Here is a 26,198-nt window from a genome sequence, read left to right on the forward strand (position 1 = left end):
ACCGGAAGAATACCGGCTGATGGCTGAAAACCCGGAAGTCTCAAAAAGTGCCTGGAACTAAAGCTGGGATACTTACACCATCACGAGTTGCCCAGCCTAACTGCGCCTTGCATGTCCGAGATAACTGGACATCCCATTCAAATGCCTGACCAGCTGTGCGGGATGGACCTTTCACCCATTCATTACCAAACCCATCGAAATACCTGACCTGCTCCCTGTTGATTAACATAGGAACATCCGCTCCTGGCACAGGGCTGCTGTTACAGCCCTGGCAACCTTAGACTTCAATCGACTCCGAGATCTCTAACGCATCATCGACCTCAATTCCCAGATAACGGACTGTGCTTTCCAGTTTCTTATGACCCAACAGAAGTTGGATCACCCTGAGATTCTTAGTTTTCTTGTAGATTAGGTAAGGTTTTGTTCTTCTCATGGAATGTGTGCTGTACAGCGAATCGTCGAGACCAAGCTTTGCTACCCACCCATGAAAAATTCGGTTGTATTGCCGGGTTGATATATGCTGGTCAGTACCGACCCGAGATCGGAACAAAAAGTCTTGACTGTGCAAATTGCCAAGCTTTATCAATTCAGTAACAGCTTCTTTTGTCCGTTTGGTTATCTCAAATTGGACAGGGCTACCGGTTTTTTGTTGAAACACCGTTGCTCTGCTTGAAACAGAGCTACCATATGCAACATCAGATACTTTGAGTTTTACCAGATCACAGCCTCGTAGCTTACTGTCCAGGGCCATATTGAACAGAGCCAAATCACGCGTTTTACCTTCAAGTTCAAGCCTGATTCGTATCCCCCAGATATGAGATATCTGAAGTGGTTTTTTTTGGCCGATGATACGGTCTTTGTTCCACGGTGACGTGTTCATACTCAAATCTCCTGTAATGTGGGAGATTTGAGTATGGTTGTCCCTCATGAGCGAGGAACGGACGGATTGCTATTGATTGCATCACAAGGTGATTTAAGCGTCTAATGTGGTTGAAAATCACAGGTCATTAAAGTTAGGTATTTTTTTGCCGATGTAACATGGACATCCATTCACGGAGCAAGGCTCATGAGAAGTTTGGTTTTATCTGCGTTGCTTCTATTAACTATAGTTCCAGCTTCGTATGGTCAAGAAAATATTCAGCACAAACAAATTAAGCCATATGTGATTAATTTTCTTAAAAAAGTAGCGAGTTCATCGGCAAGTTTTGATTTATTCAAAGATTTTTTAGCAAAAGATCCTTCAAATGAAAATAATAAGAAAATGATGTTAGGTTTTTGCGATAGCGGTATTGATTTTTCAAAGCCAATATCATTCTCCGAAATGAGCACTCATCACTTTGAGGGGGCGAATTATGTGTGCGGAATCATTTCTGGCTGAACAAAAATTAATCAAAAAATAGGTGCTCGGTTTATCTCTGCAGAGCCACAACACTTGATATTAGACGTTAAGTACTCACGCCGTCCCATTGCATACACGATTGATGATAAATCCTTAGTTTATGAGTATCACTTGCAGATGAAGTCATTTAATGAGCTTAACAAAAAATATTGCCAGTGAATGATAATTCAGGCTGATGTTCCGATAAACTATCGGGTGGTTGTATTCAAGCATAGCTCATATAGTTTTCAGCAAGTGAGATACGGCCTTTGTTCCGGGGTGACGTGTTCATACTCAAATCTCCTGCAATATGGGAGATTTGAGTATGGTTGCCCCTTATGAGCGAGGAGCGGACATTGACATATTTGTTAAAGTGAATGACTCCTTTTGCAGGGATACTTACAATGCTATAAGTTATTTTTAAACCACATAATTGATAGGATTTTTAAAGAGCAGAAAAATTTCTACCCTTTAACATTATCTACTTTACTTGTGCATTGCATATTTCAGAGCAAATAATTAATAAAAATGAGTACTGAAGTATCCTGACCTTATCTTTAAGAACAATAAGTGAGTTAATATCTGTTGCATTCGCAAAGTCATTGCCATGAGCTATTTTATGACGCTTTTGATTTAAATCATCTAAAAAAGTCTGCCATAAACTTCGCCCACGATATACTACCGGATTTGTATAGTAAGAATTTTTTCTTACCTTATAAGGAAAATCACATACCTTTCGTTTGGTTAAAACGGAGATAACTTCAAGAGCATTTTTAATTTGTGGAGATGTCATAGCAAAAACTTTATCAAATCTTGATTCGTGTAGGTTTTTAAAAATATCTCCAACCCCAAACCTTGATGCTATGTTACCAATGACATCGGGCTTTGGGTTTCTATTTCTATCCGATATGAATGGTTCGGGAGAAATTTTGAAGTCATCTGTTTTCTCTAAATCATCCATTAAGCACTGAATTGCATCTTGATATCCGGAAAATGCTTTCTCATCAAATCCTAAATATTTTTTACAGTAAGTTCTTTTAATCGAAATAGGTAACTCTCTGAATTTTATGGATGCGTAATCGCTAATAATGTTTTTGACTGCGCCTTTAACAAAACCTTCCATATGAGCAACAATCAAAACTGTAATCGAGCGACAAAGAGCATTATATAAATATTCATTTGACTCCTGAACACGGACCGCTTCATCGACTAAAATATCAACCTCACTCCACTGAAGATCAACGGTATCAAGATAATCCGCAATGAATGTAGCCATTATGCTGTTTCCTTTGCCTTATTAATCCTTGTATTTAGTTTGGCAACATCATTTACACTACCTTCACATGCTGCAAAAAAATCCGGATCTGAAAACATTCTGAGAATTTTTTCGGAAGTAACAACCGTTCCTTTTCTCAAACTTTCAATAAAGAGGTGTGTAATTGAATCATACACCGCAGCATTAAAATCAGACATTTTGTCAAAGCCATCGACTGTTGCCCGATACTTAGTGAAAGGATAATCTATATTAGATTTTCTAATAGCTTTAAAAGTATCATTAAACAACCCTTCCATTTCCTCTAACTGCTTTATAGGTAGATTGTTAAATGAATTCATCTTACTAGTCAGGAAATTTTTGAACTTCCCTTTGTAATCCCTATAGCTATCAAGGTAGTTTATGGCGAAGAAACGCAGTACAAGCTCTTCATCTTCCATTTTTTTAACGCGGGAACTATCAGGTGTTAATTTACATGCCAATTTAAAGTTTTCATTTTTTGACAATTCTTTTACGAGGTCTTTAAATGGACCTCTGCATGTTGCATTGCGCAGTTCTTGTGACTCCAACTTTACCGAGCCAGAGTTCAGTCTTTCAAAGATGTCATACTTCACTTGTGGGTCAAGCGTAGAGTCAATTCGCAAACATCTGATGCTTCTTTCTTCGAGACGCCTCATTAAAAATGGAGGCAAATCTTTATGGAATGCCTCATTGAGCTTGTCAAGAACCTCTAAACCTTGGAGTTGATATTTATTCTCAAAGAAATTATAAATTGCAGTGAGCCGCTGCTGTCCATCGATGACCGAGAAACGTGATGACTCAGAATCTATTTCCTCATCAACATCAACATCTTGGGAGATGTAGATAAAAGGTATCGGTATATTAAGTATAAGACTTTCAATTAATCTTGATGATGTTTCATCATCCCAACGGTGTTTTCGTTGATACTCAGGATTAAGCTTTATGACGTTTCTTTTTATTTTTTTTACTAAAGTTTCCAGATCATATTCGATAGTTTGCGTTTTGACTGTGCGTTCTTTTGCTATTTGCTGCAGCTCATCGAGGTTATGTTTGAGATTGGTCATATTTTCTCCACGAAACGACATTTAAAACGGCTATATTTGCTACAATACATAATTCACAAAGTATGCTGTTATTTGCATGTAATTGCATTAAAAATGAAGCATCTACTGTCTTCGCCCAAGAACCTATGGTGACAGATTTTAGCAATGTAACTACATTAAAACCGCTCCATTAAGCGGGCGGGCGTGGCGGGGAAAGCATTGCGCGCCAGCCGCGATGTGCCCCCAAAGAATTACTGCAACAAAGGCTAGTAACTTCCGCTCCTGGCACTGAGCTGCCGATACAGCATCTAGTCGGCATCAAAGGACTAAGGGGGCTACCATTTTAACATTACGATTAAAGTAATGTTATTGGCCGCTTCATGATTATTCCCAGTTAAAGATAAGCCACACTACTAGCAGAATCAGCGTACCCTAAAATTCTATAGCCTGTCGAAGTCATAATTCCGGGGACATGAATAGACCGAAGAATAGCTCCCACCTCGACGTGTTGTTCAACTGAATTTGTTAAAACATCAAGATACTGGATATCCGAATAGCCCCCTTCACTGAAATGGTAAAACCACTCGCCATCAACTGCGGATTCATAGCCATTGAGAAAAGTGGTTTTCCATAAAGGGGGAGATGTCATGTTAACCATTGCTTGGCGGATCTCACTCCATTTTGTATTATTCATGCAGCTATAAAGCATTCAAGCCTCCAAGTACCGGTTTTCTACAGATTAACACACCATCCTATTAGTAATATCCGTTCATGGCATATGCTTGTCTGCCAAATTATATATTCAGATACCAGCCCAAACCCCAACCAATAAGAGTAACGCCCAAATCAATACCAAATCTGAAATGGGCGCTTCGCTTAACAATTTACTCCTTAAGCTTTTTCATTTTTAACTCTCTCACACTATGTTGCCCTTGCTTGAAATTCTGATAGCGGCTTGGCCAAATCAGTTGCGGCTCAACCCCAATGGCTTTGATGATGGCCATTTCACCTTTCTGATGAGACTTTGTTAGTGTATTAGCTAATGTTGTGAACTTAAGGTTAATGCCGGAATTATGCTGATCAAGAGACTCAAAGAAGCGCGTTTACGCACTGGACTATCGCAATACAAATTAGGTGTATTAGCTGGTCTGGATGAAGCCACATCAAGTGCGCGGATGAATCAATATGAAAAGGGAAAGCATCAGGCGGATTTGGAGATGGCGATGCGCATTGCCAGGGTATTGGATTTACCGCTGGCGTATTTTTATGCCGAAGAGGATGAATTAGCTGCGCTGATTATTGAATTTCATCAACACAAATCAAATCGCTAATAGCTGGCCGTCGGCTTCTTACGTTAACCTTTACAACCCTAACGCCTCACCCTAAGCAATATCGCACAAAGGCACGCTGTGGTGCCGCCGATGGCGAGAACCGTATAAGCCATTTCCCAGCTTTGCGTTGCGTCCATGACTTTGCCAAATGACAAGGGCGCAAATGAGCCGATGCCAAAGCCGAACAGTGAGCGTATTCCCATAATGCTGCCTAATCTTTCTGCCGGGGCGTTATCGGCGATAGCGGCGGATAGAATGCCTGAATCGCCTAAAATGAAGAAACTTCCGCTGAATGTCAGCAGCAGTGTCCAGCCAATGCTCCAGGAAGCAGAATATCCCATCAGCACGCAGCTTAATGCGCCAGCCGCGCCCATAAAAATCAGCACCGAAGCGCGATTAAAATAGTCAGATATTGTCCCGACGATCAGCGTAGAAAACATACCCGACAGATGAACCGTCGAAGCCACAATCAATCCTATGGTCATCGGGCTAAGATTTAAGGCCTGAAGTTTTTCCGCTACCATGCTCGGCGTCCATGCCCAGTTGCCAAGCAGTTCCCAGCAGTGGGCGATGTAACCTATTAGCAGTAAAAGCGCGGTTGCCGAATAGGCATAAGTCACAGGCCCACCGGTATGCTCGGCCGGGGGATTGATCTCTTCTTTATAGCCGAGAAGTGCCAGGGCCCCCGATACGGCACCTGCTAACGCGCCAATCGCGCACAGCCAGAAGGCGACAGGCGCTCCCCATGTCATCGCGCCAACGCTGGCGATGAAAACCGACAGAAGATAGCCAAGAGATCCTGCCGCCAGAATCGTACCGACGGCATAGCCGCGTTTGGCCTGACCGTTCATTTTCATCGCCAGTATCATCGCAGGCGTGTATACGCCACCTTGAGTCAATCCGACAAAAACCATCAACATCAGCGCTGACGAATATGAGCGCGCAAAACAGGCGAAGGCCATTAATGCCAGCACGCCAAGCCAGGAGAAGATTAAATAAACCCGCCGTGCTCCAAGGTAATCGCTCAGCCATGAGGCGATGAACAATGCGCAGGCATTGCAAATACTGAAAACCGTCTGAATGGTGCCAGCGGATTCGGCATCTATATGCCATTCATTACGGATAACCGGCAGCGCGCCGGCAAAAGCCATCGTCCCCAGGCATGTGCCTGCCCGACCAACACAAAGCAGAGGGAAAGCTTTCATCTAGATAGCCTTCTGGAAAAAGTGCGTATCTATGGCGCGCTCGAATTTATAGCCAATGTTTTTCAGCGTACCGCAGTATGCAAAACCATTTCGCAGATGAAATTTATACGATGGACCGCCAGCGTCCCCGGTGACCACGGAGACCATATGTCGGAATCCTTGCTCAACGCAGTGTTGGGAAAGTGCGTTGAGTAATGCCGTGCCAAGCCCCATTCCCTGAAACTCGGTAGACAGATAGATGGACGCTTCAACGGTGAAACGATAAGCCTCGCGCGGCCGGTAAGGTGAAGCATAAGCATATCCGGCAATCTCGTTATCGACTTCACAGACCAGATACGGGCAGCTCGCGTTTTGTATCTTGAGTAATCGGCTGAGCATCTCCTGAGTATCTGGCATGCTTATCTCAAAGGTGGTGGTGCTGTTGAGAACATAGTGGGTGTAAATATCCCTGATCCGATCAATATCGGCGGGGGAGGCATGACGGACAGTAACAGTGCGCATAAGAGTACCGAATAGCTGGGTGATGTGAGTGAGCTTAAGAAGAAACACGTCGCGCTGACAAACGATCTTTAATGCGTCAATTGGTTGAGTTAAACTCAACCAATGAAAAGACTCGCCTCCTTACCTCACTTGCCTGCGTTTGAAGCCGCAGCCCGCAATAGCAGCTTTAGAATTGCTGCGGATGAACTGTTCATCACCACCGGTGCCGTGAGCCGCCATATCCGTAGCCTGGAAGAACAACTGGGCACACAGCTGTTTTATCGGGCCCATAAGTCGGTGCGATTAACCGAAGCTGGCGAGGCATTTTCACGTATTGCCACACGCTTGCTGAATGAGCTTGCCGCAGCGGAAAAAACGCTCTGCGCCAACGCGCCATCAGGAAGATTGACCGTTCAGTGTCTGCCTACATTTGCGATGCACTGGCTAATGCCAAGACTCTCAGGGCTTAATGAAATACATCCCGATCTGACGGTGGATGTCACCACCAGCATTGGGCCTGTCAATTTCGACGCGCCTTTTGATATTGCTATACGCAGGGACCCGGCACATTTTTCCGGCCTGAGATCGACGCCATTTCTAAAAGAGTCTAGTCTGCTGGTATGTAGCGAGAATTACTTGCGCAGCAGGCCGTTGGTATCGCCTGACAGGCTCGAAGGCCACGTAAAAATACAGATCCGGGCGCGAGAGGATCTCTGGAAAACCTGGCATCAGCAGTTTCCACAAGGTGGAGATGACGATAGCCAAACTATCACCTTGGATCATACGTTTGCTGCCATTCAGGCCGCCGAAGATGGGCTGGGGCTGGTGGTCATTCCACACTTATTTTGTGTCAGGCATCTTGAATCGGGGAGATTGATTTCCCCCTTCAACGACCAGCGCATCAATACCGGTGAGTATTACCTGTTATGGCGCGACAGAAATGACGAAGCAGTACAAAAGTTTTTGCACTGGTTACGTTCATTTGGGGAATATCCCTTAAATAAGGCGTAGTTGCAGGCAGATGTTATAGCTGAGAGTTACTAGTGGAATAAACACCACCTCCAGTGGAGGTGGTCATGACAATTTAGTTTAGCAATACCTGCGAATAAAAGTGGCATTACTTCTTTCTTGGTAACATCACTGTCGTGGCCTGTTTTTGTGCTTTAAGTAGTTTTGGCCTAACGAAAATAAACATCAATACGACAATGACTAATATAACAATGTGAATTGTTGTCATCGATAAATTCCCCTCTATTGAATCACGTCATTCATTATTTTTGCCATCTCTGCGGATACCTTACCTTTGTCTCTTTTCAGGTAGTATTTATACAGAGGTTGTAATGCAACACCTTCTTTGATCTTCTGAAGGAAATTTATATAGTCAGGATCTGGATCCCATACCACAGCCTGATTGATCCAAAAGTCCATAACAAAAAAGTTTTTACTCATACCACGAGCATTGAAGGCGCAAAAAGCATAAAGATAAGCGATGTATGCCCGCTGATCTAGCCTTACACGCGCTTCGGACAAGACTTTTGGTGCCTCAACAAACAACCCTTGCTGGATCTGTTGCTCTACGTCGGATGCAATTAAACTGCACGCATAATCATATTGGGATACAGCATCCCCCAACTGAATGTTAAGTTTTAGTAGTTTCTCTCTTTCGACGGTAAGCGCTGACTTCTCGGACGGGTTACTGCTGCTCTCAATTAAATTTTCTAGATCACGAGATTTAATAAAAATTGCCTGTGAAGCTCCCTGTTGTACAGCGATATCTAAAAATGAGTTTGCTTTGTCCGTATTAGGCTGAATCGACAGCATCTGTGCCAGGTTGGGGGCGTCACCATGATATATTTCATAGCACAATACTAAGGCGTTGATGGCCTGGTATTTGGTAGCAAATCTTTCGAGCACCGGTTTTATCGAGGTCGCGTATCCCATTTTACATAGAACCAGAATATGTGATCTGAAAATGTTGTAATCAAGTTTTCTCTCATCGGAGATATAATAGTGTTCGATGCTTTCACGTTGAGCGGTAAGGTGAATATTGGCTAATGAAAAACTAGCAGCCAACGCACTATACAAAATTTCTAGCGGAGATGTTAAATTACGATACTGTGTCTGCGTTGCAAGTTCTTCAAAGACGTTGTGGTTATCTTCAAATTCATAAAGTTTCATCATGAATATTAATAGATTGAAAACTTCTTCTGCTCGATAAAATATAATCCAAGGCGACGACAGATTAACGATATGGTGTAATGCTTGGTAAATATTTCTCACCATATTATCGTTTGTCTCTTGACGGCTATCTGGCATATTCGTCAAAATATGGTAGCAGAAATCAATATATTCAAATAGCGCCTCAGAATCATCTTCATTGGTGAGCGGCACAGTAATCAAATCTGTAAATTGCTTTTCGCGTCTGTCTAACTCTTTTCTATAATTGTTTGGGGATAGGGTATTATACGCTGTAAGCCGATCGAATTCTTTTTCACGTTGCAGTATTTTTATCTGCTGTGCTGATAAACCTGAACAATAGTCACTTGCTAAAAATTGATGAACATTTTCATATTTCTCATCGCCATACCATCGTGGCGATAGGAATTTGAGTGTAATTTTCCTTGATTCGATATGCTCAGGGTCAATCACTAAGATATTCCTCAACCAATAGAAAGGGATAAAATTATGCTCTTCACTGCTTAGTGGTGGCAGCGTTATACCAATTGAATCCTGAGGAACGATATACCCCGGGAACGAAGATAAAAACGTTTTGGCCTCTTCATTATAATGCGTACATGAAAAATGAATCGGTTGTGTGATCGGTAGCTCCAACCAATCGGGCATACCAAAGTTCCCTGAAGCCCCAAGCAGCATATTATAGGCTGCGACACAATCAGGATTGAATTCTAGCGTTTTTAACGCCCAATAAAAAAACTGATCACTAGCAACGCCAAACCTTAGACGCTGTGAGGGAGTGACGTAATCCATGGTTTGCATGCCACGCTCTTTGGCGGCAAGAGTATGCCAAAAACTAGCAAAAAAGACATAAGGATAATAACTCCCCGGCGTTTCCTGCTGCCAGTCATGAAGTTGTGACAATATCACATTATGGTCATCAATCTGAGGATTAAAAATAAACTGGATGCGAAGTGTATTTTGTAAATCCTGTCCTTGCAGTGGCGCAAATAGCACGTCAATATCTTGATATTTCTTTTGGCTTAGCTTGTGCTTCACTTGCTGCTGTAAGTCATATATCTCAACTAAGGATTGCATGAATAGAGGTCCGACTTTGAAAACGTAGGTACAATAGTATCAGTGCAAAAGAAGTATTTTGCCAATAAATAATTACCATGAAAAATACAGAGGTATTAGTAGTCAGTATTCCACTATGGGAATTATCTTATATAGTGAAAAGCATGCTTTCACTAAGTAGCTGAATGTCGTTATCTTCTTTCATTATTTAATAATATTCTCTTTGCTATCGTTCATGTATAGAAAACGCAGTTTCAGCCTCATCCGAGTATAAATTATAGTGAGTATGGGTATTTGAAATTATATTTTTTGCAAAAACATAGTAATTGATTAATATTTGCCCAAGTTAAAAAAGGGGCAGATTCAATATGAGTCTGGGGAAATAAATAATAGCAGTCCTAAACCTAAAAACCGGCCAAATGGCCGGTTTTGAAATTCACAGTAGTTTTAATTACTCAGACGCTGTAGTTGTGTATCTCACAGAAAATAACATGGCTATCATCCCCGACCTTTAGCAAGATACCGCTGCATTTCCTCATCGGGCACCATGCCGCCGCCGGTCGCCCAGACAATATGAGTGGCGTGGCGCATGGCCTCGGCGCTTATGTGGTGCTGGGCCTGATATGCTTTATTAGCGCTAATACGCTGCGGTCCTGCCATCCCGGCAAGGGCAGAGGGTTCCAACCGGATATTTTCTGTTTTTGCCAGCATCAGCAACAGATCGTACATGGATTCATCGCTTAACGTATAACAGCCATCGATAAGCTGCGCCATTGCGCGTCCCACAAAGCCCGATGCGCGTCCCACGGCAAGGCCATCAGCGTCGGTTTTGTTATCCAGACCGATATCTTGAACTGCAATCGCATCATGCAGACCAGTGCTCATGCCGAGTAACATACAGGGTGAATGGGTAGGTTCAGCGAAGAAGCAATGCACATGGTCGCCAAAGGTCAGTTTAAGCCCAAACGCCACGCCTCCCGGGCCTCCGCCCACTCCGCAGGGGAGGTAAACAAACAATGGATGATCGGCGTCAACCCTAATGCCTTTTTCCTGCAACTGTTTGCGCAGTCGCAGCCCTGCTACCGAGTAGCCGAGGAACAGGGTGCGAGAATTTTCATCGTCAATAAAGAAACAGCTCGGGTCGCTGCTTGCTGCCTGACGCCCTTGTTCAACCGCAACGCCGTAATCTTCCTGGTACTCGATAACCTCGACACCGTGACTGCGGAGCAGATTTTTTTTCCACTCGCGGGCGTCAGACGACATATGTACCGTGACGTGGAACCCTAAGCGGGCACTCATTATTCCAATTGATAGTCCAAGGTTGCCGGTAGAACCCACGGCAATTTTGTGCTGACTGAAAAAACGGCGAAAGTCAGGGGTGAGCAAGAGGCGATAATCGTCATCCAGACTCAGCATCCCCGCCGCAACAGCCAGTTTTTCTGCATGGGTTAATACTTCGTAAATGCCGCCACGAGCCTTGATTGAGCCTGAAACAGGCAGATGGCTGTCTTTTTTTAACCACAGATTGCCGCTAATGTGGCTGGTTTTTTCCAGCAACGCTTGCATCTGTGGGATGGGCACGATATCAGACTCAATGATGCCTTTACTTGCCAGCGTCTCAGGAAAAGCCTGCGCCAATAATGGAGCAAAGCGTTGCAATCTGGCTTGCGCATCTTCCGCGTCTGCCTGAGTTAAACCGACGCGTAGCAGCCCTTCGCTGGTGGTGCTGACATCGCTATTTAACCAGATGGTTTCCCGCATGGCTCTTAAGTCATCGACAGCGGGTATAGCGTTGAGTTTTGAATTTAAATCAGTCATCTCGTGCTCTCAGCGGCATGATGGAATACAGGGTAATAGCATGAATGACAGACTGTCGGCAAAGCGGGCTATCGCTATTGTGCGGCACAGTGTGTCTTCTTGCGTTATTACATCTCACACAATATTACATCTCACACAACTGACGCTGACAAACGATGGTTTTTCATCTTGAGATGAAATCAGCTAACCTCAAGATATTCGCGTTCAGGCTTGCTGCGGTTGTGCTATTTGTGTATTTATGTCAATCGGTTAGGTTTTTGGCTCAAAGGGAAGATATGACAGACGATCTGCGTGAAATCACCGGGGGTAAGCTGGCAAGGCTTTATACCTTTGAGGTGGCGGCCAGACGCGCTTCTTTCGCGGAAGCCGCGTCAGAGCTAGCGCTAACACCCAGCGCGGTCAGTCATCGTATCAGCCAGCTAGAGAATGAGCTCGGCATTAAACTCTTTACTCGTGGTCATCGCAGAATCGAGCTGACCAGAGAGGGCGAAAGAATGTACGCGGCGATGAGCAGCTCGCTCGAGTTTCTGAATCGTGAAGTACAAAGCATTAAAAATCAGGAGTACGCAGGGCGACTCGCCGTTTATTGTCGCCCCTCTTTCGCGCAATCGTGGCTTACCCCGAAAATCGCCGACTTTCTCGACAAATATCCGCTGATCGAGCTGGTTATTTACACCGGTAACGAGGCGATTGATTTGCAAAAAATGGGCGCTGATTTAGCCATAAGTTTTGATGCGGCTAAGCCCGAACGCTTTCATCAGGAGTATTTGATGGACGAAAGCATTGTGCCAGTCTGTAGCCCGCATTATGCCGAACGTTACTCGCTTTACCGGCAGCCGGAAAACTTGGCAAACTGCCGATTACTGCACGATAGGCAAGCCTGGAGCACGTATTCCGGTGACGATGAGTGGAAGCTGTGGGCGACGCATTTTGGATTGGATATCGGCAGTACATTAGCGACGGAGTTTGATCAGGCACAGTTGGCCGTAACGGCGGCGACGCATCACGCAGGCGTGGCGATGGGGCGAAAAAAATTGCTCAGTCAAAAACTGGCGTCAGGCGAGTTGATATTGCCCTTTCCCCAGCATGAGCTGCGTTGCGAGCAGCATTACTACATCAGTACTCATGCGGATAAACGCTGGCCAAAGATTGAGGCTTTTATTGCTTGGCTTAAAGAAACCGCGGCTGCGGGCGGTGATAAAATATCTGCGGCTCATCGGCAATAAAAAACCGGCCAATTGACCGGTTTTTACCTGCATCACAGCAAATCGCTGGATTGATTACTGCGCAGCAGCAGGGGTTGCAGGTGCAGCAGTGGCTGGTGCTGATTGGGCGGCGTCTGCCTGATGTTTTTTATGCTCGGCCATTCTTTCGGCCATTTTCTCAGCGCGTTTTTGGTAGTTCTCGTTGAACTGTTTTTTCTGCTCAGGCGTCAGCAGGTTATACATTTTATTTTCTACTTTGGCGCGTTCTAACATATGTGCAGATTGTGCTTGAGTGATTTCATCAATCTGACTTTTCACTTTAGCTTCGTCGAAGCTGTCGGTTGCCACCAGTTTATGCAGGGCATCCATCTGAGTTCTCATCTCGCCACGTTGATGATGTGGGCCAGACTCTTTCATCAATTCGCGCATTTGTGTGCGCTGTGCTTCAGTCAGGTTCAGACCGGCAAATGGGTTAGGGTGATGCATGCCTTTGTGGTGCATCATTTTGCTTTGTGTCGTGTCAGGTGCAGCATCAGAAACCGTAGTATCGGCTGCAAAGGCGAAAGACGCGGCGCTCATTGCCAGAGTAGAAGCCACAATCATTGCGGTAAGTTTACGCATAATCTCAATCCTCATTTTTCTGTTTTAGCAAAGATACTCGGCGAACTGCCGTATCTGTTGACGAAAATGAGTCTAAACCAACTTATGAATAGTAATGCGAGTGGCGTGTAAAAGTGTGCAAGCTCAAGTGTTACTATTTGATAAATAATGACGGAAAGGTTTGGAAAGCGTAAGGCTTCGGCCAAGAGCGCCCAAAACCTTAACCTTTCGCTTACATGCGGAACCCGCATAAAAAACATGAGTAAAGCTAATCCGTGAGCATTTAAGGCGCAAGGCCGATCATTTCATTGCTATCGCCATACTATAATAGTTATCATTTGGTTAATTTTTACTATAACAGCATCGAGCCACATCCCATGTCGGTATCACGTTATCAACAGCTGGCCCAAACTTTGCGTCGCCAGATTGACGCTCAAGTCTGGTTGCCGGGCGACAAATTGCCTTCATTACGTGAGAGTTGCAAACAATCGGGTCTGAGCCTGATGACGGTATTGCAGGCTTATCAACTCTTAGAAAGCCAAGGGGATATCGTCTCTCGCCCGCAGTCTGGTTATTATGTAGCACCACGCCAGCAGGTGCGCCGCAATCATAGAACGCCGCAAAGCTTGCACACCGCTGAGCAAATTGACGTCAACGATGCCATCTTTGATATTCTGAAAGCCGCGCAGGACCCGGATATCGTGCCGTTAGGCTCCGCGTTCCCCGATCCCACGCTATTCCCGCAGCCTCGTTTGGCCCGTTCACTGGCAAGCGCGGTGCGCCGCATGTCAGCCCATAGCGCTACGGCGAATTTACCGCCTGGTAATGAAGAACTGCGTCGTTGTATCGCACAACGTTACGCCCAGCAGGGAATAGAAGTCGCGCCCGATGAGATTGTCATCACCTCCGGCGCCATGGAATCTCTGGGATTGAGTCTGCAAGTGTTGACCGAGCCTGGAGATTGGGTCGCTATCGAATCACCGGCTTTTTATGGCGCGTTGCAGGCTATTGAGCGCCGCCAACTCAAAGCGGTCGCCATTCCTACCGACGCGGGTGAGGGCATCAATCTGGATGCGCTGGAAGAGGCGTTAGAAACCTATCCGATCAAAGCGTGCTGGCTGATGGCCAATTTTCAAAATCCGCTGGGATGTTCACTCTCCGTCGAGAAGAAACAGCGTTTGGTGGCGATTTTGCAACAGCATAATGTCGCGCTGATCGAAGATGATGTTTACGCTGAACTTTACTTCAGTGCCGATCGGCCAATGCCGTTAAAAATGTCCGATCACCGCCAGCAGATCTTGCACTGTTCGTCGTTTTCTAAATGTCTGGCGCCGGGGTTTCGCGTCGGCTGGGTGGCCGCAGGGCAATACGCCGAGCGGATTCAGCGTTTGCAACTGATGAGCACGTTATCAGCCAGCGTACCAGTGCAGCTAGCTTTGGCCGATTTTCTTCAGCAGGGCGGTTACGATACCCATTTGCGCCGCATACGCCGTCAGCTAGAGCAGCGGCAAATGGCGATGTATCACGCAATTTGTTCATTGTTTCCGGTGAGCGTCAGCGTTGTTTTACCTGATGGCGGCTATTTTCTCTGGCTGGATCTGGGGGAACAGGTTGATGCGGTACGCTTGTATCAGCGTGCGCTAGCCAAAGGCGTCAGCATCGCACCGGGTACGTTATTTGCGGTTGAAGACCGCTATCGTCACTGCATTCGTCTTAACACCTCATTTGAATGGGATAGCCGCTGCGAACAGGCAATCAAATTATTGGCCGAACTGGTCGCCGATGAAGTGAAACGTGCTGATTAATCCCCTTTGCGCCGGGCACGATGTCACATTGTGTATCTGTTACGGCGCAAGATTTTGCCTGATTTAAGTGCGCGGCTGGCACTATATTGGTGCAATCTCGCCATCTCGCCTTGATTCTCTTTCCCGCTTTTCGCGACAGATCACAAATCCAGCAAAATAAATCCGCCTTTCTCAGCTTGCATACTCATTCTGCCCCTTTCAGGCCCGCTCAGGCCTTTACAATAATTATTCATTTATTATGCAATTTATGTGCATAAGTGGCGATGCTAAGTAATTGTTTTTTCTTGGTCAGGCCTTTTTTATTCATTTTTGGCTCTGGCTGGCACGATGCCTGCAATCTATTATCAAAATCAGATATCGCGTTTTTTAACAAAAATGCAACCGAGTTTTCTTAACCGATAAACCGGACAACGCGTATTAGCTGAGAACAGCGTTATGCATATTGGCTGTGCAACCTCTGTTGATGCCCAAAGCGGCATCACGTGAGACTCGCCAATCGCTATCTCAGATAAACGCCTCTGAAAATATAACCAATTGAAACAGTGAGATTGATATGGAACAGCAAATTAGCCGCCAAAATTTCAATGACTGGATGGTTCCGGTTTATGCCCCGGCAGATTTTGTTTTAGTACGCGGCGAAGGCTCGCGCCTGTGGGACCAGCAGGGGAAAGAGTATGTTGATTTCGCCGGGGGGATTGCGGTTAACGCACTGGGCCACTCACACCCTGAAGTTAAAAAAGCGTTACTCGAGCAGGCAGAGAAAATCTGGCATTTAGGCAATGGTTACACCAATGAGCCGGTACTGCGTTTGGCTAAGAAACTGATTGATGCCACCTTTGCTGAAAAAATCTTCTTCTGTAACTCGGGAGCGGAAGCTAACGAAGCGGCGCTGAAACTAGCGCGTTTGTATGGTCATCAGCAGCAGCCAGGCGTTAAAAATGAAATTATCGCCTTCAAGAATGCTTTCCATGGCCGCACCTTATTTACCGTGACCGCCGGTGGTCAGCCAAAATACTCTGCCGATTTTGCGCCGTTGCCGCCAGCGATTACCCACCTGCCGTTTAACGATTTGGCCGCGGTTGCCAGCCATATCTCCTCTCGTACCTGCGCGGTGATTGTTGAGCCGATTCAAGGTGAAGGTGGTGTGCTGCCAGCGGATGCCGAATTCCTGCAAGGGCTGCGTGAACTCTGTACTAAACATGACGCGCTGCTGATTTTTGATGAAGTCCAAACTGGCGTTGGCCGCACCGGCGAGCTGTATGCTTACCAGCATTACGGCGTCGTGCCGGATATCTTAACCAGTGCTAAAGCGTTGGGCGGTGGATTCCCAATCGGCGCGATGCTGACCGTTGACCGCTATGCCGAATTGTTCCAGCCGGGTACGCACGGCACGACCTACGGCGGTAACCCGCTGGCAACAGCGGTGGCCGGCAAAGTCTTTGATCTCATCAATACGCCGGAGGTGTTGAGCGGTGTGAAAAAGCGCTATCAAACCTTTATCGATGGTCTGCAACGCATTAATGATCAATATCAGGTGTTTGCCGAAGTTCGCGGTCAAGGCTTGCTGATTGGCGCGGTGATGAATAGCGCTTATGCCGGACAGGCCAAACAGTTGAACCAACTGGCGGCGGAAGAAGGGCTGATTGCGTTAATCGCCGGGCCTGATGTGTTGCGTTTTGCGCCTTCTTTGATTATTCCAAGCGATGATATCGAAGAGGGGTTAAATAGATTAGAGCGCGCAGTGGCTCGACTTTGTCGGAGATAACATCATGATGCTAATACGACCTGTGCAACTCGGTGATGTGGCTGACATCCTGCATCTGTCTAGCAAAACGGGGATTGGCTTGACGTCATTACCCAAAGACGAAGCGCATCTGCGTACCAGAATTGAGCGCTCCCTTGCCACCTGGGAGGGGACGCTCGATAAAGCTGACCAAGGTTATCTGTTTGTCCTCGAAGATACTCAACTGGGCAAAGTCGTCGGCGTGAGCGCGATTGAAGTTGGTGTTGGGCTCAGCGAGCCGTGGTACAACTTCCGCTTAGGCACCTTGGTTCATGCTTCCAAGAGTCAGAATATTTATAAGCCGGTGCCGACGCTGTTCTTGAGTAATGATCACACCGGTTATACCGAGCTGTGCACCTTATTCCTCGACCCAGACTATCGCCATGGTAAAAACGGCCAGCTGCTCTCTAAAGTGCGGATGCTGTTTTTAGCGGCGTTCCGCGATCGTTTCTCACGCAAAGTGATCGCCGAAATGCGCGGTGTATCTGACGATAATGGTCATTCGCCATTTTGGGATGCCGTTGGGCGACACTTCTTTGGGATGGAATTCGCCCAGGCCGACAGATTGACCGGGCTGGGGCAAAAATCCTTCATTGCCGAACTGATGCCAAAACATCCGCTGTATACCGACCTATTAAGCGAAGAAGCGCGGGCGGTTATCGGCCAGGTGCATGAACAAACGGCTCCGGCGCGGGCAGTGCTGGAATCTGAAGGTTTCAGCTATCAGGGCTATGTCGATATTTTCGATGCTGGCCCGACGTTAGAAGCAGAAATTGATGCCTTGCGCGCGGTAAAAGAGAGCCAGCTGTTGCGTGCGACTATTACACCAAGCCGCAATAGCGAGACAGAAGGCGTCTATCTGGTCGCCAATGAAAACTACCAAAACTTCCGCGCTTTGCTAGTCAATAGCGACGACGACATTGGTCAGTTAACGCTGGATGCGGCAACGGCGCAAATGCTGGGCGTTAACGCTGGCGACACCTTGCGTGCGGTTAACCTCTTTCCACAGGCCGGGCGCAACAATGCGTCTCGCCAACTCTCACAAGCGAGCTAACGATGACGCATTCAGCCCTTTTTATTGATGGACAATGGCGCGCTGGGCACGGCCCATTGTTGGAAAAAAACAATCCGGTCAGTCATGAGCCGCTGTGGTCTGCACTGACTGCCGATGCCGCAGATGTCGATGCCGCCTGTGTGGCCGCGCGTCAGGCATTTAAAACCTGGTCACGCCGCCCGATGAGTGAACGCATTGCCATAGTGCAGCGCTTTAGTGAGTTGTTGGCTGAGAGCAAAACTCAGATGGCGGAAACCATCAGCCGTGAAACCAGCAAACCGCGTTGGGAAACGCTCACCGAAGTGCAGGCGATGATTGGCAAAGTGGCTATCTCGCTGGAAGCTTATCAAGCGCGTACTGGGGTCAAACACACGCCGATGCCTGATGGTGAAGCGGTATTGCGCCATCGTGCACACGGCGTAATGGCAGTATTTGGCCCTTATAACTTCCCAGGACATTTGCCGAACGGCCATATCGTTCCCGCTTTGCTGGCTGGCAACACCGTAGTGTTTAAACCCAGTGAACTGACGCCGGCAACCGCTGAAGCCACGCTGCATTTATGGCAACGCGCCGGTCTGCCAAACGGGGTAATCAACCTAATTCAGGGAGGACGTACCACCGGTGAAGCGCTGGCGGCCAACCCACATATTGATGGCGTATTGTTCACCGGTAGCGCGGCAACGGGTTATCAGCTACATAAACAGCTGGCCGGACAGCCGCACAAGATGCTGGCGTTGGAGATGGGCGGTAACAACGCGCTGATCGTTGAACCGGTGAGCGATATCGATGCGGCGGTAAACCTGACTATCCAATCGGCGTTTATTTCTGCCGGGCAGCGCTGCACCTGTGCGCGCCGTTTGCTGGTTAAACGCGGTACCCAAGGTGACCAATTCCTGGCGCGCTTAGTGGCGGTCACCCAGTCGTTACGCATCGGCCGCTGGAATGACGAACAACAGCCGTTTATCGGCGGCGTGATTTCCGATGCTGCTGCGCAGGGTATTTTGCGTGCGCAAGACAATTTGCTGAAACTCGGTGGTAAATCGCTGCTAACCCTGACGCGTCCTGATGCGCAAACCACGCTATTAACGCCGGGTATTATTGATTTAACCGGTATCAACGAGGTGCCGGATGAAGAGTATTTTGGCCCGCTGCTTAGCGTGATCCGCTATGACGATTTTGATGGCGCGATTGAACTGGCTAACCAGACGCGCTTCGGTCTGGCAACCGGTTTGATTTCTGAAAGCCGTGAGCAGTACGAACAATTGCTGCAAGAAGCACGTGCCGGGATCGTCAACTGGAACAAACCGCTTACCGGCGCATCAAGCAATGCGCCATTTGGTGGCATTGGCGCATCGGGCAACCATCGTCCAAGTGCTTATTACGCCGCTGACTACTGTGCGTGGCCAATGGCATCGCTTGAAAGCAGCGAACTGCAATTACCGGCGACATTATCTCCGGGTATCGATTTTACTCGCGCCGGTTGAAGGACAGGAGCAGCTAATGAGTTATGAAGTCAATTTTGATGGGCTGGTGGGGTTAACTCACCATTACGCCGGATTATCCTTTGGTAACGAAGCGTCAACCCGCAACCAAAATAGTGCTGCCAATCCGAAACTGGCGGCCAAGCAAGGGCTGGCAAAAATGAAAGCTCTGGCAGATTTGGGATTCAAGCAGGGGATTTTGCCTCCGCATGAACGCCCGCATCTGCCGACACTGCGCAAGCTCGGTTTTAGTGGCAGCGACCAGTCGGTGCTGGCACAGGCGCAGGCCTATTCGCCGCGCCTGTTATCCTCGCTCAGCTCGGCTTCTTCAATGTGGGTTGCCAATGCCGCCACCGTATCGCCATCGGCGGATAGCGCCGATGGGCGTGTGCATTTCACCGTGGCAAATCTGAACAACAAATTCCATCGCGCCATTGAAGCAGAAACCACCGGCGCTATCCTGCAATCGACCTTCCGCAATGCGCAGCATTTTGCCCATCATGATGCGTTGCCGCAGGTGGCAACATTAGGTGATGAAGGGGCAGCCAACCATAACCGTTTATGCGCTGACTATGCCAAACCAGGCGTGCAGGTGTTTGTCTATGGCCGCGATGGTTTGGCGCAGGGCGGGACGGAGCCGCAGCGTTATCCGGCACGACAAACCCGTATCGCCAGCGAAGCCGTGGCGCGTTTGCATCAACTCGATGGCGAGCGCACTGTATTTATGCAGCAAAACCCGCAGGCTATCGACAGCGGCGTATTTCATAATGACGTGATTGCGGTAAGTAACCGCGATGTGCTGTTTTACCATCAGCAGGCATTCCTTGAGCCTAAAAATGGGCTGGATGAAATTCGCCGTAAGCTGGCAGCGTTGGGCTGTGACTTTAATCCGATTGAAGTGCCTCAACACCGCGTATCGGTCGATGATGCGGTCAACACCTATCTCTTCAACAGCCAGTTGTTGAGCCAGGCGAATGGCAAAATGCTGTTGGTGGTGCCAGAAGAGTCACGCCAGCACGCCGGCGTGTGGGACTATCTGAGTGAATTGGTTGCCAGCGGTGGGCCGATTGAACGTATTGAAGTCTTTGATCTGCGCGAAAGTATGCGTAACGGCGGCGGCCCGGCGTGTTTACGCCTGCGTGTGGCGCTCAATGAGCAAGAACTGGCGGCAGTCAATCCTGGTTCGATGATTAATGACCTACAATTTACTCGTCTGAATCAGTGGGTGGATAAACATTATCGTGACCGCATGCGTCCGGAAGACTTGGCCGATCCACAATTGTTGATTGAAGTCCGTCAGGCGCTGGATGAACTGACGCAATTGCTGGGGCTAGGGTCGATTTATCCGTTCCAGCAATAATGCCATCAAACGAGCAAGGAGCAGGGCAATGACATTTGATTTTCTGGCTGAAACATTATCTGGGCGTCCCCCTGAATTCCCCTGTGGCCAAACTGAAACGCTGGATTGGCAGTGGCTAGGCGAGGGGATAGTCGAATTATCCCCTCGCCATACTTGTACGCAGGCGATTGTGTTATCGGCGGGTATTCATGGCAATGAAACCGCCCCGATTGAGCTACTTAATCAGCTGGTGAGCGAGTTATTACAAGGCTCGCGACCATTAAAAGTGCGGCTGCTGGTGATAATGGGCAATCCGCCGTCGATGCGTGCTAACAAACGCTATATTCAGGCGGATATGAACCGCATGTTTGGCGGACGTCATGCCAGTTTTGCGCCAAGCGACGAAACCCAGCGTGCGCAACAGCTCGAGCAGGTATTGGCACAATTCTATCGTCTGGCGAGCGCCGCCGGTGCTACCGAGCGCCTGCACTACGATTTGCACACCGCTATCCGTGGATCGTTGCATACCCGCTTTGGTTTAGTGCCGTTGCAGGCACGTCCTTACTCCCTGGCAATGCTAAATTGGCTGGATGCCGCGGGATTAGACGCGTTGGTTTATCATCGCTCACCCGGCGGAACCTTTACCCATTTCAGTAGCAAAGTCTTTGATGCTGACAGTTGCACATTAGAGCTGGGAAAAGCCTTGCCGTTTGGTCACAACGATCATCAACAGTTTGTGTTGATAAGGCAGGCGTTGGAAGCGTTAGTTAGCGACCAACTGCCGCCGCCGCGCACGCTGTCGCCGATGAAACATTATCAGGTGGTACAAGATATCTTGCGTAAGCAGCAGGATTTCCAGCTGCATATTCCGGCAGATGCGCTCAACTTTACCGCCTACCCACAAGGTTTTGTCCTCGCCGAACAAAACGGTCAAGATTACCGGGTTGAGCATGCCAAAGAATGGGTACTGTTCCCGAATCCTAATGTCGCGATAGGGTTGCGGGCTGGGTTGATGTTAATAGAGAAGTAATAAGCTTGGCCGAGTTTATTTCGGCTTTCTCAAAGCCTGGAAAGGTGAATATTTCGGTTTTTTAAATATTGTGCTCAGTGTTATTTCATCGCCGAAACCGACCGAAGGGTTCAGGGGCGGAACCCTTCGGCATCCCGCGCCTTTTCATGATGTTATATCGAATTTCAATTAGGCTATGTTTCAGGTGCTGCGGCGACAGGCGCAAATGTCGCTGCTCCGCAGTGCCTTCAGTCGGGATTCGGACTCGCTCAATAAAGACTTCGCGATTTCTTACCGCTCCTTCAGCGCCATTTCGAGCGCGCCACTCACCTTTTTTAATGTCAAAAGATAAGCAGACTTTGCTTTTTATTTAAGAGCGAATAGATGTTATTTGGCGGCTTTTAAAGTGCGCTAAATTGATGTGAATTGCTGCTGGGTGTTCCCTCGCTATCCCCGAAGTTATTTATCTCCTTTATGAAAATTTAATCCATATAGTTTGCATGGATATGTAATTTTTTATATAGCTACTTTTTAGCATTTCTTAGAACCATCTTGGATTTGTGAATGTGAACGGCTCTGTAATACTGCTGCGAATAGTGCGCTGAAACTTAAAAGAAAATTTTTACGTTTTATACCCTTCAATTGGGGCGTATGAGCATCGACTGTGCAGTATGAGGAAGTTTAAACGCATTATGATTCGATTAGAAAATATAAATAAGACTTATCCAGGCAATGCACAGCATGCGATTAACTCGCTGAGTATGACGATTAATGACGGCGAGTTTTGTACTTTCGTCGGCCCAAGTGGCTGCGGAAAAACCACCACGCTTCGTATGATTAACCGCTTGGATATTCCTGACAGCGGTGAGGTTTATATTCAGGGGCAGGCGCTCTCTAGCGCGGATATTATTCAGGTGCGACGCAAGATTGGTTTTGTGATGCAAAGCCCGGCGTTGTTTCCACATCGCAGTGTGGCGGAGAATATTGCCACCGTGCCACGCCTGTTAGGCTGGGATAAAAAAACTATCGCCCGACGCATTGATGAGCTGGTGGCATTGATGTCGCTTGACCCCTTAGTGCTCAAACGCTATCCGCACCAGCTGTCAGGCGGGCAGCAGAGCCGCGTTTCTATTGCACGCGCATTGGCCGCCGATCCTCCGGTATTGCTGATGGACGAACCTTTTGCTGCTATCGACCCGGTAGTCAGAGAAAAATTGCAAAGTGAGTTACTGCAATTACAGGCTCGACTGCACAAAACTATTATTTTAGTGACTCACGATATTAACGAAGCGATTCGCCTTGGCGACCGTATTGCTATCTTCCAGGAAGGTGGCCGTCTGGCGCAGTTTGATACGCCGGATAATATTCTGTCTTTCCCGGCCAGCGACTTTGTGCGTGATTTCATCGGTCCCGAACCTAATCTGAAACGTTTAGGGATGATGCGGGTGGGGGATTTACCTCGCCATGATGTTCCGTTATTAGCGCTAGATGGACAGTCATTAGCGGGTGGTCACCCGTTACTTGGCCAGCAGCGTGCGCTGGTATTGGATGCCAATAACCGTCCACTGCATTGGCTGGAGAAGGGTCAACAGACGCCGGTACATTTCGCCGATGAACATCAATCTTTGCGTAATGTGTATAGCGAATTGCTCAATGTGCCACAGGGCGTTCTGGTACGTATTACGCCAGAGGGCAGTTACGCAGGTGCCATCGATAGCAGTTTGTTAAGCAATGCGCTTAACCGCCATCAGGAGTTGCATCGCGATGATTGATTGGCAATGGGTGAGCGATAATTCGTCAATGATCGGTGGGCTGACGCTGCAACATTTGCAGATGGTTTTATTGTCACTGGCGCTCGGTACCGCACTCACCGCGGTGATGTTACTGATCTCTATCGTCTGGCCGGCGCTATCTGGCCCTTTGATTTCTCTTAGCGGTGTGCTGTTTACCATTCCATCGCTGGCGCTGTTTATCCTGTTGCTGCCTTGGACTGGATTATCGATGACGACGTCGGTCATTGGCCTGACGCTTTACTCACTGCTGATATTGCTACGCAATGTACTCGCCGGGATGCAGAAGCTACCTGCTGAAGTCTTGGAGTCGGCCCGGGCACTGGGTTATACCCGCTTTGGTCGCTTTATGGATATCGAAATATTTCTGATCTTACCTGCGCTATTTGCCGGACTGCGGATTGCATCGGTCACGTTGGTCGGCCTGGTCATTGTTACTGCATTGATTGGTCAGGGTGGATTAGGACAACTGATGATCCTCGGTTTTAACCAAAACTTCCTGACGCCAATATTAGTCAGCTTAGCGTTAAGTCTGGTGCTGTCGCTGATTCTCGATTTTGTGATCACCCGCATCGGGTATCGTCTGACGGGGTGGACACGCTAATGGCGATTTTTCATGAAACCTGGCAGTGGTTTATGCAAGCCGATCACTGGACAGGGGATCTCGGGATTTGGCCACGCTTTGGCCAGCATCTTTACTATGTATTGGTGAGTCTGGCGATTGCCATCGTGATTGCTCAACCGCTGGGTATCTTATTTGGTTACTGGCGACGCGGCGGTTTTCTGGTTATCAACCTGTTTAACATTGGTCAGGCTTTCCCTTCGCTGGGCATTATTTTGCTGTGCATCATGTTGTTTGGTTTTAACGATGTGCCGGTATTTATTGCGTTAGTCGCGCTGGCCATCCCGCCGATGCTCACCAATACCTATGTCGGCATCAGCCAGGCGGACCAAACATTATGTGATGCGGCCAAAGCGATGGGTATGACGCCGTTACAAAGCTTGCTGAAAGTGCGGATACCGCTGGCAATGCCGCTAATTTTTGCCGGTATTCGTACCTCGCTATTACAGCTGATTGCCACGGCGGTGGTCGCTGCCTATGCCGGTCTGGATGGTTTGGGGCGCTTTCTTATCGATGGTTTAGGGCAACGTGATTTCCCGCAGGTAGTGGGAGGGTCGATCATTATCTCTCTGCTGGCGATTGTCTGTGAGCTACTGATGTCACTGATTGCTAAACGCTGGCTACATTTTTCAGTTTCAACGGCGGATTAACCTCTGCACGTATGCAGTAAACAACACAAGTATCGTAAACAAAACAAGTGCCATAAAAATACACGCAACACACAACATAAAAGCGAGAATAATGATGACGATGAAAAACTGGTTGTCCACTAAAGGCAAAGGGTTCCGCCTGACGCTGTTGGCCGCAGGGTTGGCAAGTGTTGGCTTCGCTGCTAACGCTGAAACTGTCACCATCGGTGGTGCTAACTACTCTGAGCAGACAGTACTGGCAAATATCTATGCTAGCGCGCTGAAACAGCAGGGGATTGATGTAAAAACTCGTCTGAACCTGGGTAACCGCGAGATAATCATCCCTGCTCTGAAATCCGGCGAGCTGGATGTCGTGCCTGAATATTTGGGTGCGCTGCTGAACTATTATCACGGTGGCAGCAAGTCAACCACTCAACAGGAAGTGTCTGACGAGCTGAAACAGACGCTGCCAGCAGACCTGGTATTGCTGAATGCTGCGCCAGCTGATTCCATTACTGCGTGGGCAGTACGTGAAGAAACAGCGAAAAAATACAACCTGAAAACGCTCTCTGATCTGGCGAAGGTTGCACCTGAGCTGGTCGTCGGTGGGCCACCGGAAGTCGCAACGCGCGCATTGGGCCTGCCAGGTCTGGAGCGTGTTTATGGTATCAAGTTCAAATCCTTTAAGTCGCTGGATATCGCCGGTCCTCTGAGCCGTCTGGCGTTGAACTCACGTAAGATCGACGTAGCAACCATTATTTCAACGCAAGGTGATCTGGCGAAAGAGAGCTGGGTAATGCTGGTGGATGATAAGCACGAGCAGCCAGCACAGAACATTGTACCTTTAATTCACAAAGGTTCTGTTTCTCCGAAAGTAGAAGCAATCCTTAACAATGTCTCCGCCCATCTGACCACCGCCGATGTGATTCAACTGAACAAACAGGTCGACGTGGATCATAAAGATCCGGCTAAAGTTGCCGAGCAGTGGGTTAAAGATAAGTTAGCCGCCAAGTAATTTATACCCGTCATACCTAATCGATAGCCAAAATACTTGGTGTTGCCAACCCAGAGGCAACGCCA

The 26,198-nt window shown here is 47.7% G+C and carries 25 protein-coding genes; 14 read left to right on the top strand and 11 right to left on the bottom strand.

What is annotated here, in order from left to right:
* Window positions 1-40: 40 nt before the first annotated feature.
* On the bottom strand, window positions 41-229 hold the full coding sequence (locus tag ACL9RG_RS18860; RefSeq protein ID WP_422794180.1) for a polymorphic toxin type 17 domain-containing protein: 189 nt from the start codon (window positions 227-229) through the stop codon (window positions 41-43).
* A gap of 48 nt (window positions 230-277) precedes the next feature.
* Window positions 278-880, bottom strand: coding sequence for a site-specific integrase (locus tag ACL9RG_RS18865; protein ID WP_422794181.1), 603 nt, complete (start codon window positions 878-880; stop codon window positions 278-280).
* Between the two features lie 186 nt (window positions 881-1,066).
* Between ACL9RG_RS18865 and ACL9RG_RS18870 the strand changes: the two genes are divergently transcribed.
* Window positions 1,067-1,378 carry a hypothetical protein gene (locus tag ACL9RG_RS18870; RefSeq protein ID WP_422794182.1) on the top strand — a complete coding sequence of 104 codons (312 nt, stop codon included), beginning with the start codon at window positions 1,067-1,069 and terminating at the stop codon, window positions 1,376-1,378.
* Window positions 1,379-1,859: 481 nt separating this feature from the next.
* Here the strand turns inward: ACL9RG_RS18870 and ACL9RG_RS18875 are convergent, their stop codons facing one another.
* The 4 genes from ACL9RG_RS18875 to ACL9RG_RS18890 all read right to left on the bottom strand — a co-directional run bounded on the left by ACL9RG_RS18875 (window position 1,860) and on the right by ACL9RG_RS18890 (window position 4,779).
* The gene (locus ACL9RG_RS18875) at window positions 1,860-2,654 is read right to left on the bottom strand and encodes a HEPN domain-containing protein (protein WP_422794183.1); all 795 of its coding nucleotides are present in this window, start codon (window positions 2,652-2,654) and stop codon (window positions 1,860-1,862) included.
* Complete coding sequence (locus tag ACL9RG_RS18880) at window positions 2,654-3,736, bottom strand: DUF262 domain-containing protein (protein WP_422794184.1); 1,083 nt, start codon at window positions 3,734-3,736, stop codon at window positions 2,654-2,656. The genes ACL9RG_RS18875 and ACL9RG_RS18880 overlap by 1 nt, the downstream gene beginning before the upstream one ends.
* Window positions 3,737-4,109: 373 nt before the next feature.
* Window positions 4,110-4,424 carry a DUF6678 family protein gene (locus ACL9RG_RS18885; RefSeq protein WP_422794185.1) on the bottom strand — a complete coding sequence of 105 codons (315 nt, stop codon included), beginning with the start codon at window positions 4,422-4,424 and terminating at the stop codon, window positions 4,110-4,112.
* A gap of 175 nt (window positions 4,425-4,599) precedes the next feature.
* The gene (locus ACL9RG_RS18890) at window positions 4,600-4,779 is read right to left on the bottom strand and encodes a helix-turn-helix domain-containing protein (protein WP_422794266.1); all 180 of its coding nucleotides are present in this window, start codon (window positions 4,777-4,779) and stop codon (window positions 4,600-4,602) included.
* A gap of 9 nt (window positions 4,780-4,788) precedes the next feature.
* Between ACL9RG_RS18890 and ACL9RG_RS18895 the strand changes: the two genes are divergently transcribed.
* On the top strand, window positions 4,789-5,046 hold the full coding sequence (locus ACL9RG_RS18895; RefSeq protein ID WP_422794186.1) for a helix-turn-helix domain-containing protein: 258 nt from the start codon (window positions 4,789-4,791) through the stop codon (window positions 5,044-5,046).
* A gap of 38 nt (window positions 5,047-5,084) precedes the next feature.
* Here ACL9RG_RS18895 and ACL9RG_RS18900 read toward each other — a convergent pair whose 3' ends face one another.
* Together ACL9RG_RS18900 and ACL9RG_RS18905 are read right to left on the bottom strand one after the other, a co-directional pair.
* Window positions 5,085-6,251 (bottom strand): MFS transporter, encoded by a 1,167-nt coding sequence (locus tag ACL9RG_RS18900; protein ID WP_422794187.1) that lies wholly within the window; start codon window positions 6,249-6,251, stop codon window positions 5,085-5,087.
* The gene (locus tag ACL9RG_RS18905) at window positions 6,252-6,752 is read right to left on the bottom strand and encodes a GNAT family N-acetyltransferase (RefSeq protein WP_422794188.1); all 501 of its coding nucleotides are present in this window, start codon (window positions 6,750-6,752) and stop codon (window positions 6,252-6,254) included.
* A gap of 102 nt (window positions 6,753-6,854) precedes the next feature.
* On the opposite strand from ACL9RG_RS18905, the gene ACL9RG_RS18910 reads away from it, so the two are divergent.
* Window positions 6,855-7,742: a LysR substrate-binding domain-containing protein gene (locus tag ACL9RG_RS18910; protein WP_422794189.1), complete on the top strand. Its 888-nt coding sequence runs from the start codon at window positions 6,855-6,857 to the stop codon at window positions 7,740-7,742.
* A gap of 240 nt (window positions 7,743-7,982) precedes the next feature.
* Here ACL9RG_RS18910 and ACL9RG_RS18915 read toward each other — a convergent pair whose 3' ends face one another.
* Both ACL9RG_RS18915 and ACL9RG_RS18920 read right to left on the bottom strand, forming a co-directional pair.
* Window positions 7,983-10,004, bottom strand: coding sequence for a DUF4034 domain-containing protein (locus tag ACL9RG_RS18915; RefSeq protein ID WP_422794190.1), 2,022 nt, complete (start codon window positions 10,002-10,004; stop codon window positions 7,983-7,985).
* A 477-nt stretch (window positions 10,005-10,481) separates the two neighbouring features.
* Window positions 10,482-11,801, bottom strand: coding sequence for a D-serine ammonia-lyase (locus tag ACL9RG_RS18920; RefSeq protein ID WP_422794191.1), 1,320 nt, complete (start codon window positions 11,799-11,801; stop codon window positions 10,482-10,484).
* A gap of 275 nt (window positions 11,802-12,076) precedes the next feature.
* Here ACL9RG_RS18920 and dsdC point away from each other — a divergent pair, with 275 nt between their 5' ends.
* Window positions 12,077-13,027 carry a DNA-binding transcriptional regulator DsdC gene (gene dsdC / locus ACL9RG_RS18925; RefSeq protein ID WP_422794192.1) on the top strand — a complete coding sequence of 317 codons (951 nt, stop codon included), beginning with the start codon at window positions 12,077-12,079 and terminating at the stop codon, window positions 13,025-13,027.
* Between the two features lie 54 nt (window positions 13,028-13,081).
* Here dsdC and spy read toward each other — a convergent pair whose 3' ends face one another.
* Window positions 13,082-13,627 (bottom strand): ATP-independent periplasmic protein-refolding chaperone Spy, encoded by a 546-nt coding sequence (gene spy / locus ACL9RG_RS18930; protein ID WP_422794193.1) that lies wholly within the window; start codon window positions 13,625-13,627, stop codon window positions 13,082-13,084.
* A gap of 356 nt (window positions 13,628-13,983) precedes the next feature.
* Between spy and ACL9RG_RS18935 the strand changes: the two genes are divergently transcribed.
* From ACL9RG_RS18935 to ACL9RG_RS18980, 10 genes are all read left to right on the top strand, one after another.
* On the top strand, window positions 13,984-15,411 hold the full coding sequence (locus ACL9RG_RS18935) for a PLP-dependent aminotransferase family protein (protein WP_422794194.1): 1,428 nt from the start codon (window positions 13,984-13,986) through the stop codon (window positions 15,409-15,411).
* A gap of 553 nt (window positions 15,412-15,964) precedes the next feature.
* Window positions 15,965-17,176: an aspartate aminotransferase family protein gene (locus ACL9RG_RS18940; protein ID WP_422794195.1), complete on the top strand. Its 1,212-nt coding sequence runs from the start codon at window positions 15,965-15,967 to the stop codon at window positions 17,174-17,176.
* Between the two features lie 4 nt (window positions 17,177-17,180).
* Entirely contained in the window at window positions 17,181-18,248 is a 1,068-nt protein-coding gene (gene astA, locus ACL9RG_RS18945) for an arginine N-succinyltransferase (RefSeq protein ID WP_422794196.1), read from the top strand.
* Window positions 18,249-18,250: 2 nt separating this feature from the next.
* Window positions 18,251-19,732 (top strand): succinylglutamate-semialdehyde dehydrogenase, encoded by a 1,482-nt coding sequence (astD, locus tag ACL9RG_RS18950; protein ID WP_422794197.1) that lies wholly within the window; start codon window positions 18,251-18,253, stop codon window positions 19,730-19,732.
* Window positions 19,733-19,748: 16 nt separating this feature from the next.
* Window positions 19,749-21,089 (top strand): N-succinylarginine dihydrolase, encoded by a 1,341-nt coding sequence (gene astB / locus ACL9RG_RS18955; RefSeq protein WP_422794198.1) that lies wholly within the window; start codon window positions 19,749-19,751, stop codon window positions 21,087-21,089.
* 28 nt (window positions 21,090-21,117) lie between these two features.
* The gene (astE, locus tag ACL9RG_RS18960) at window positions 21,118-22,098 is read left to right on the top strand and encodes a succinylglutamate desuccinylase (protein ID WP_422794199.1); all 981 of its coding nucleotides are present in this window, start codon (window positions 21,118-21,120) and stop codon (window positions 22,096-22,098) included.
* Window positions 22,099-22,769: 671 nt separating this feature from the next.
* Window positions 22,770-23,849, top strand: a complete 1,080-nt coding sequence (locus ACL9RG_RS18965) for an ABC transporter ATP-binding protein (RefSeq protein ID WP_422794200.1) — start codon at window positions 22,770-22,772, stop codon at window positions 23,847-23,849.
* Window positions 23,842-24,471 (top strand): ABC transporter permease, encoded by a 630-nt coding sequence (locus ACL9RG_RS18970; RefSeq protein WP_422794201.1) that lies wholly within the window; start codon window positions 23,842-23,844, stop codon window positions 24,469-24,471. The genes ACL9RG_RS18965 and ACL9RG_RS18970 overlap by 8 nt, the downstream gene beginning before the upstream one ends.
* Window positions 24,471-25,139 carry an ABC transporter permease gene (locus ACL9RG_RS18975; RefSeq protein ID WP_422794202.1) on the top strand — a complete coding sequence of 223 codons (669 nt, stop codon included), beginning with the start codon at window positions 24,471-24,473 and terminating at the stop codon, window positions 25,137-25,139. Before ACL9RG_RS18970 ends, ACL9RG_RS18975 begins: the two co-directional genes overlap by 1 nt.
* A 94-nt stretch (window positions 25,140-25,233) precedes the next feature.
* Window positions 25,234-26,133, top strand: coding sequence for an ABC transporter substrate-binding protein (locus ACL9RG_RS18980; RefSeq protein ID WP_422794267.1), 900 nt, complete (start codon window positions 25,234-25,236; stop codon window positions 26,131-26,133).
* Window positions 26,134-26,198 lie beyond the last annotated feature (65 nt).

Source organism: Rouxiella sp. Mn2063 (assembly GCF_049319665.1).
In the GTDB taxonomy this organism is placed as follows: Bacteria; Pseudomonadota; Gammaproteobacteria; order Enterobacterales; family Enterobacteriaceae; genus JBMOUD01.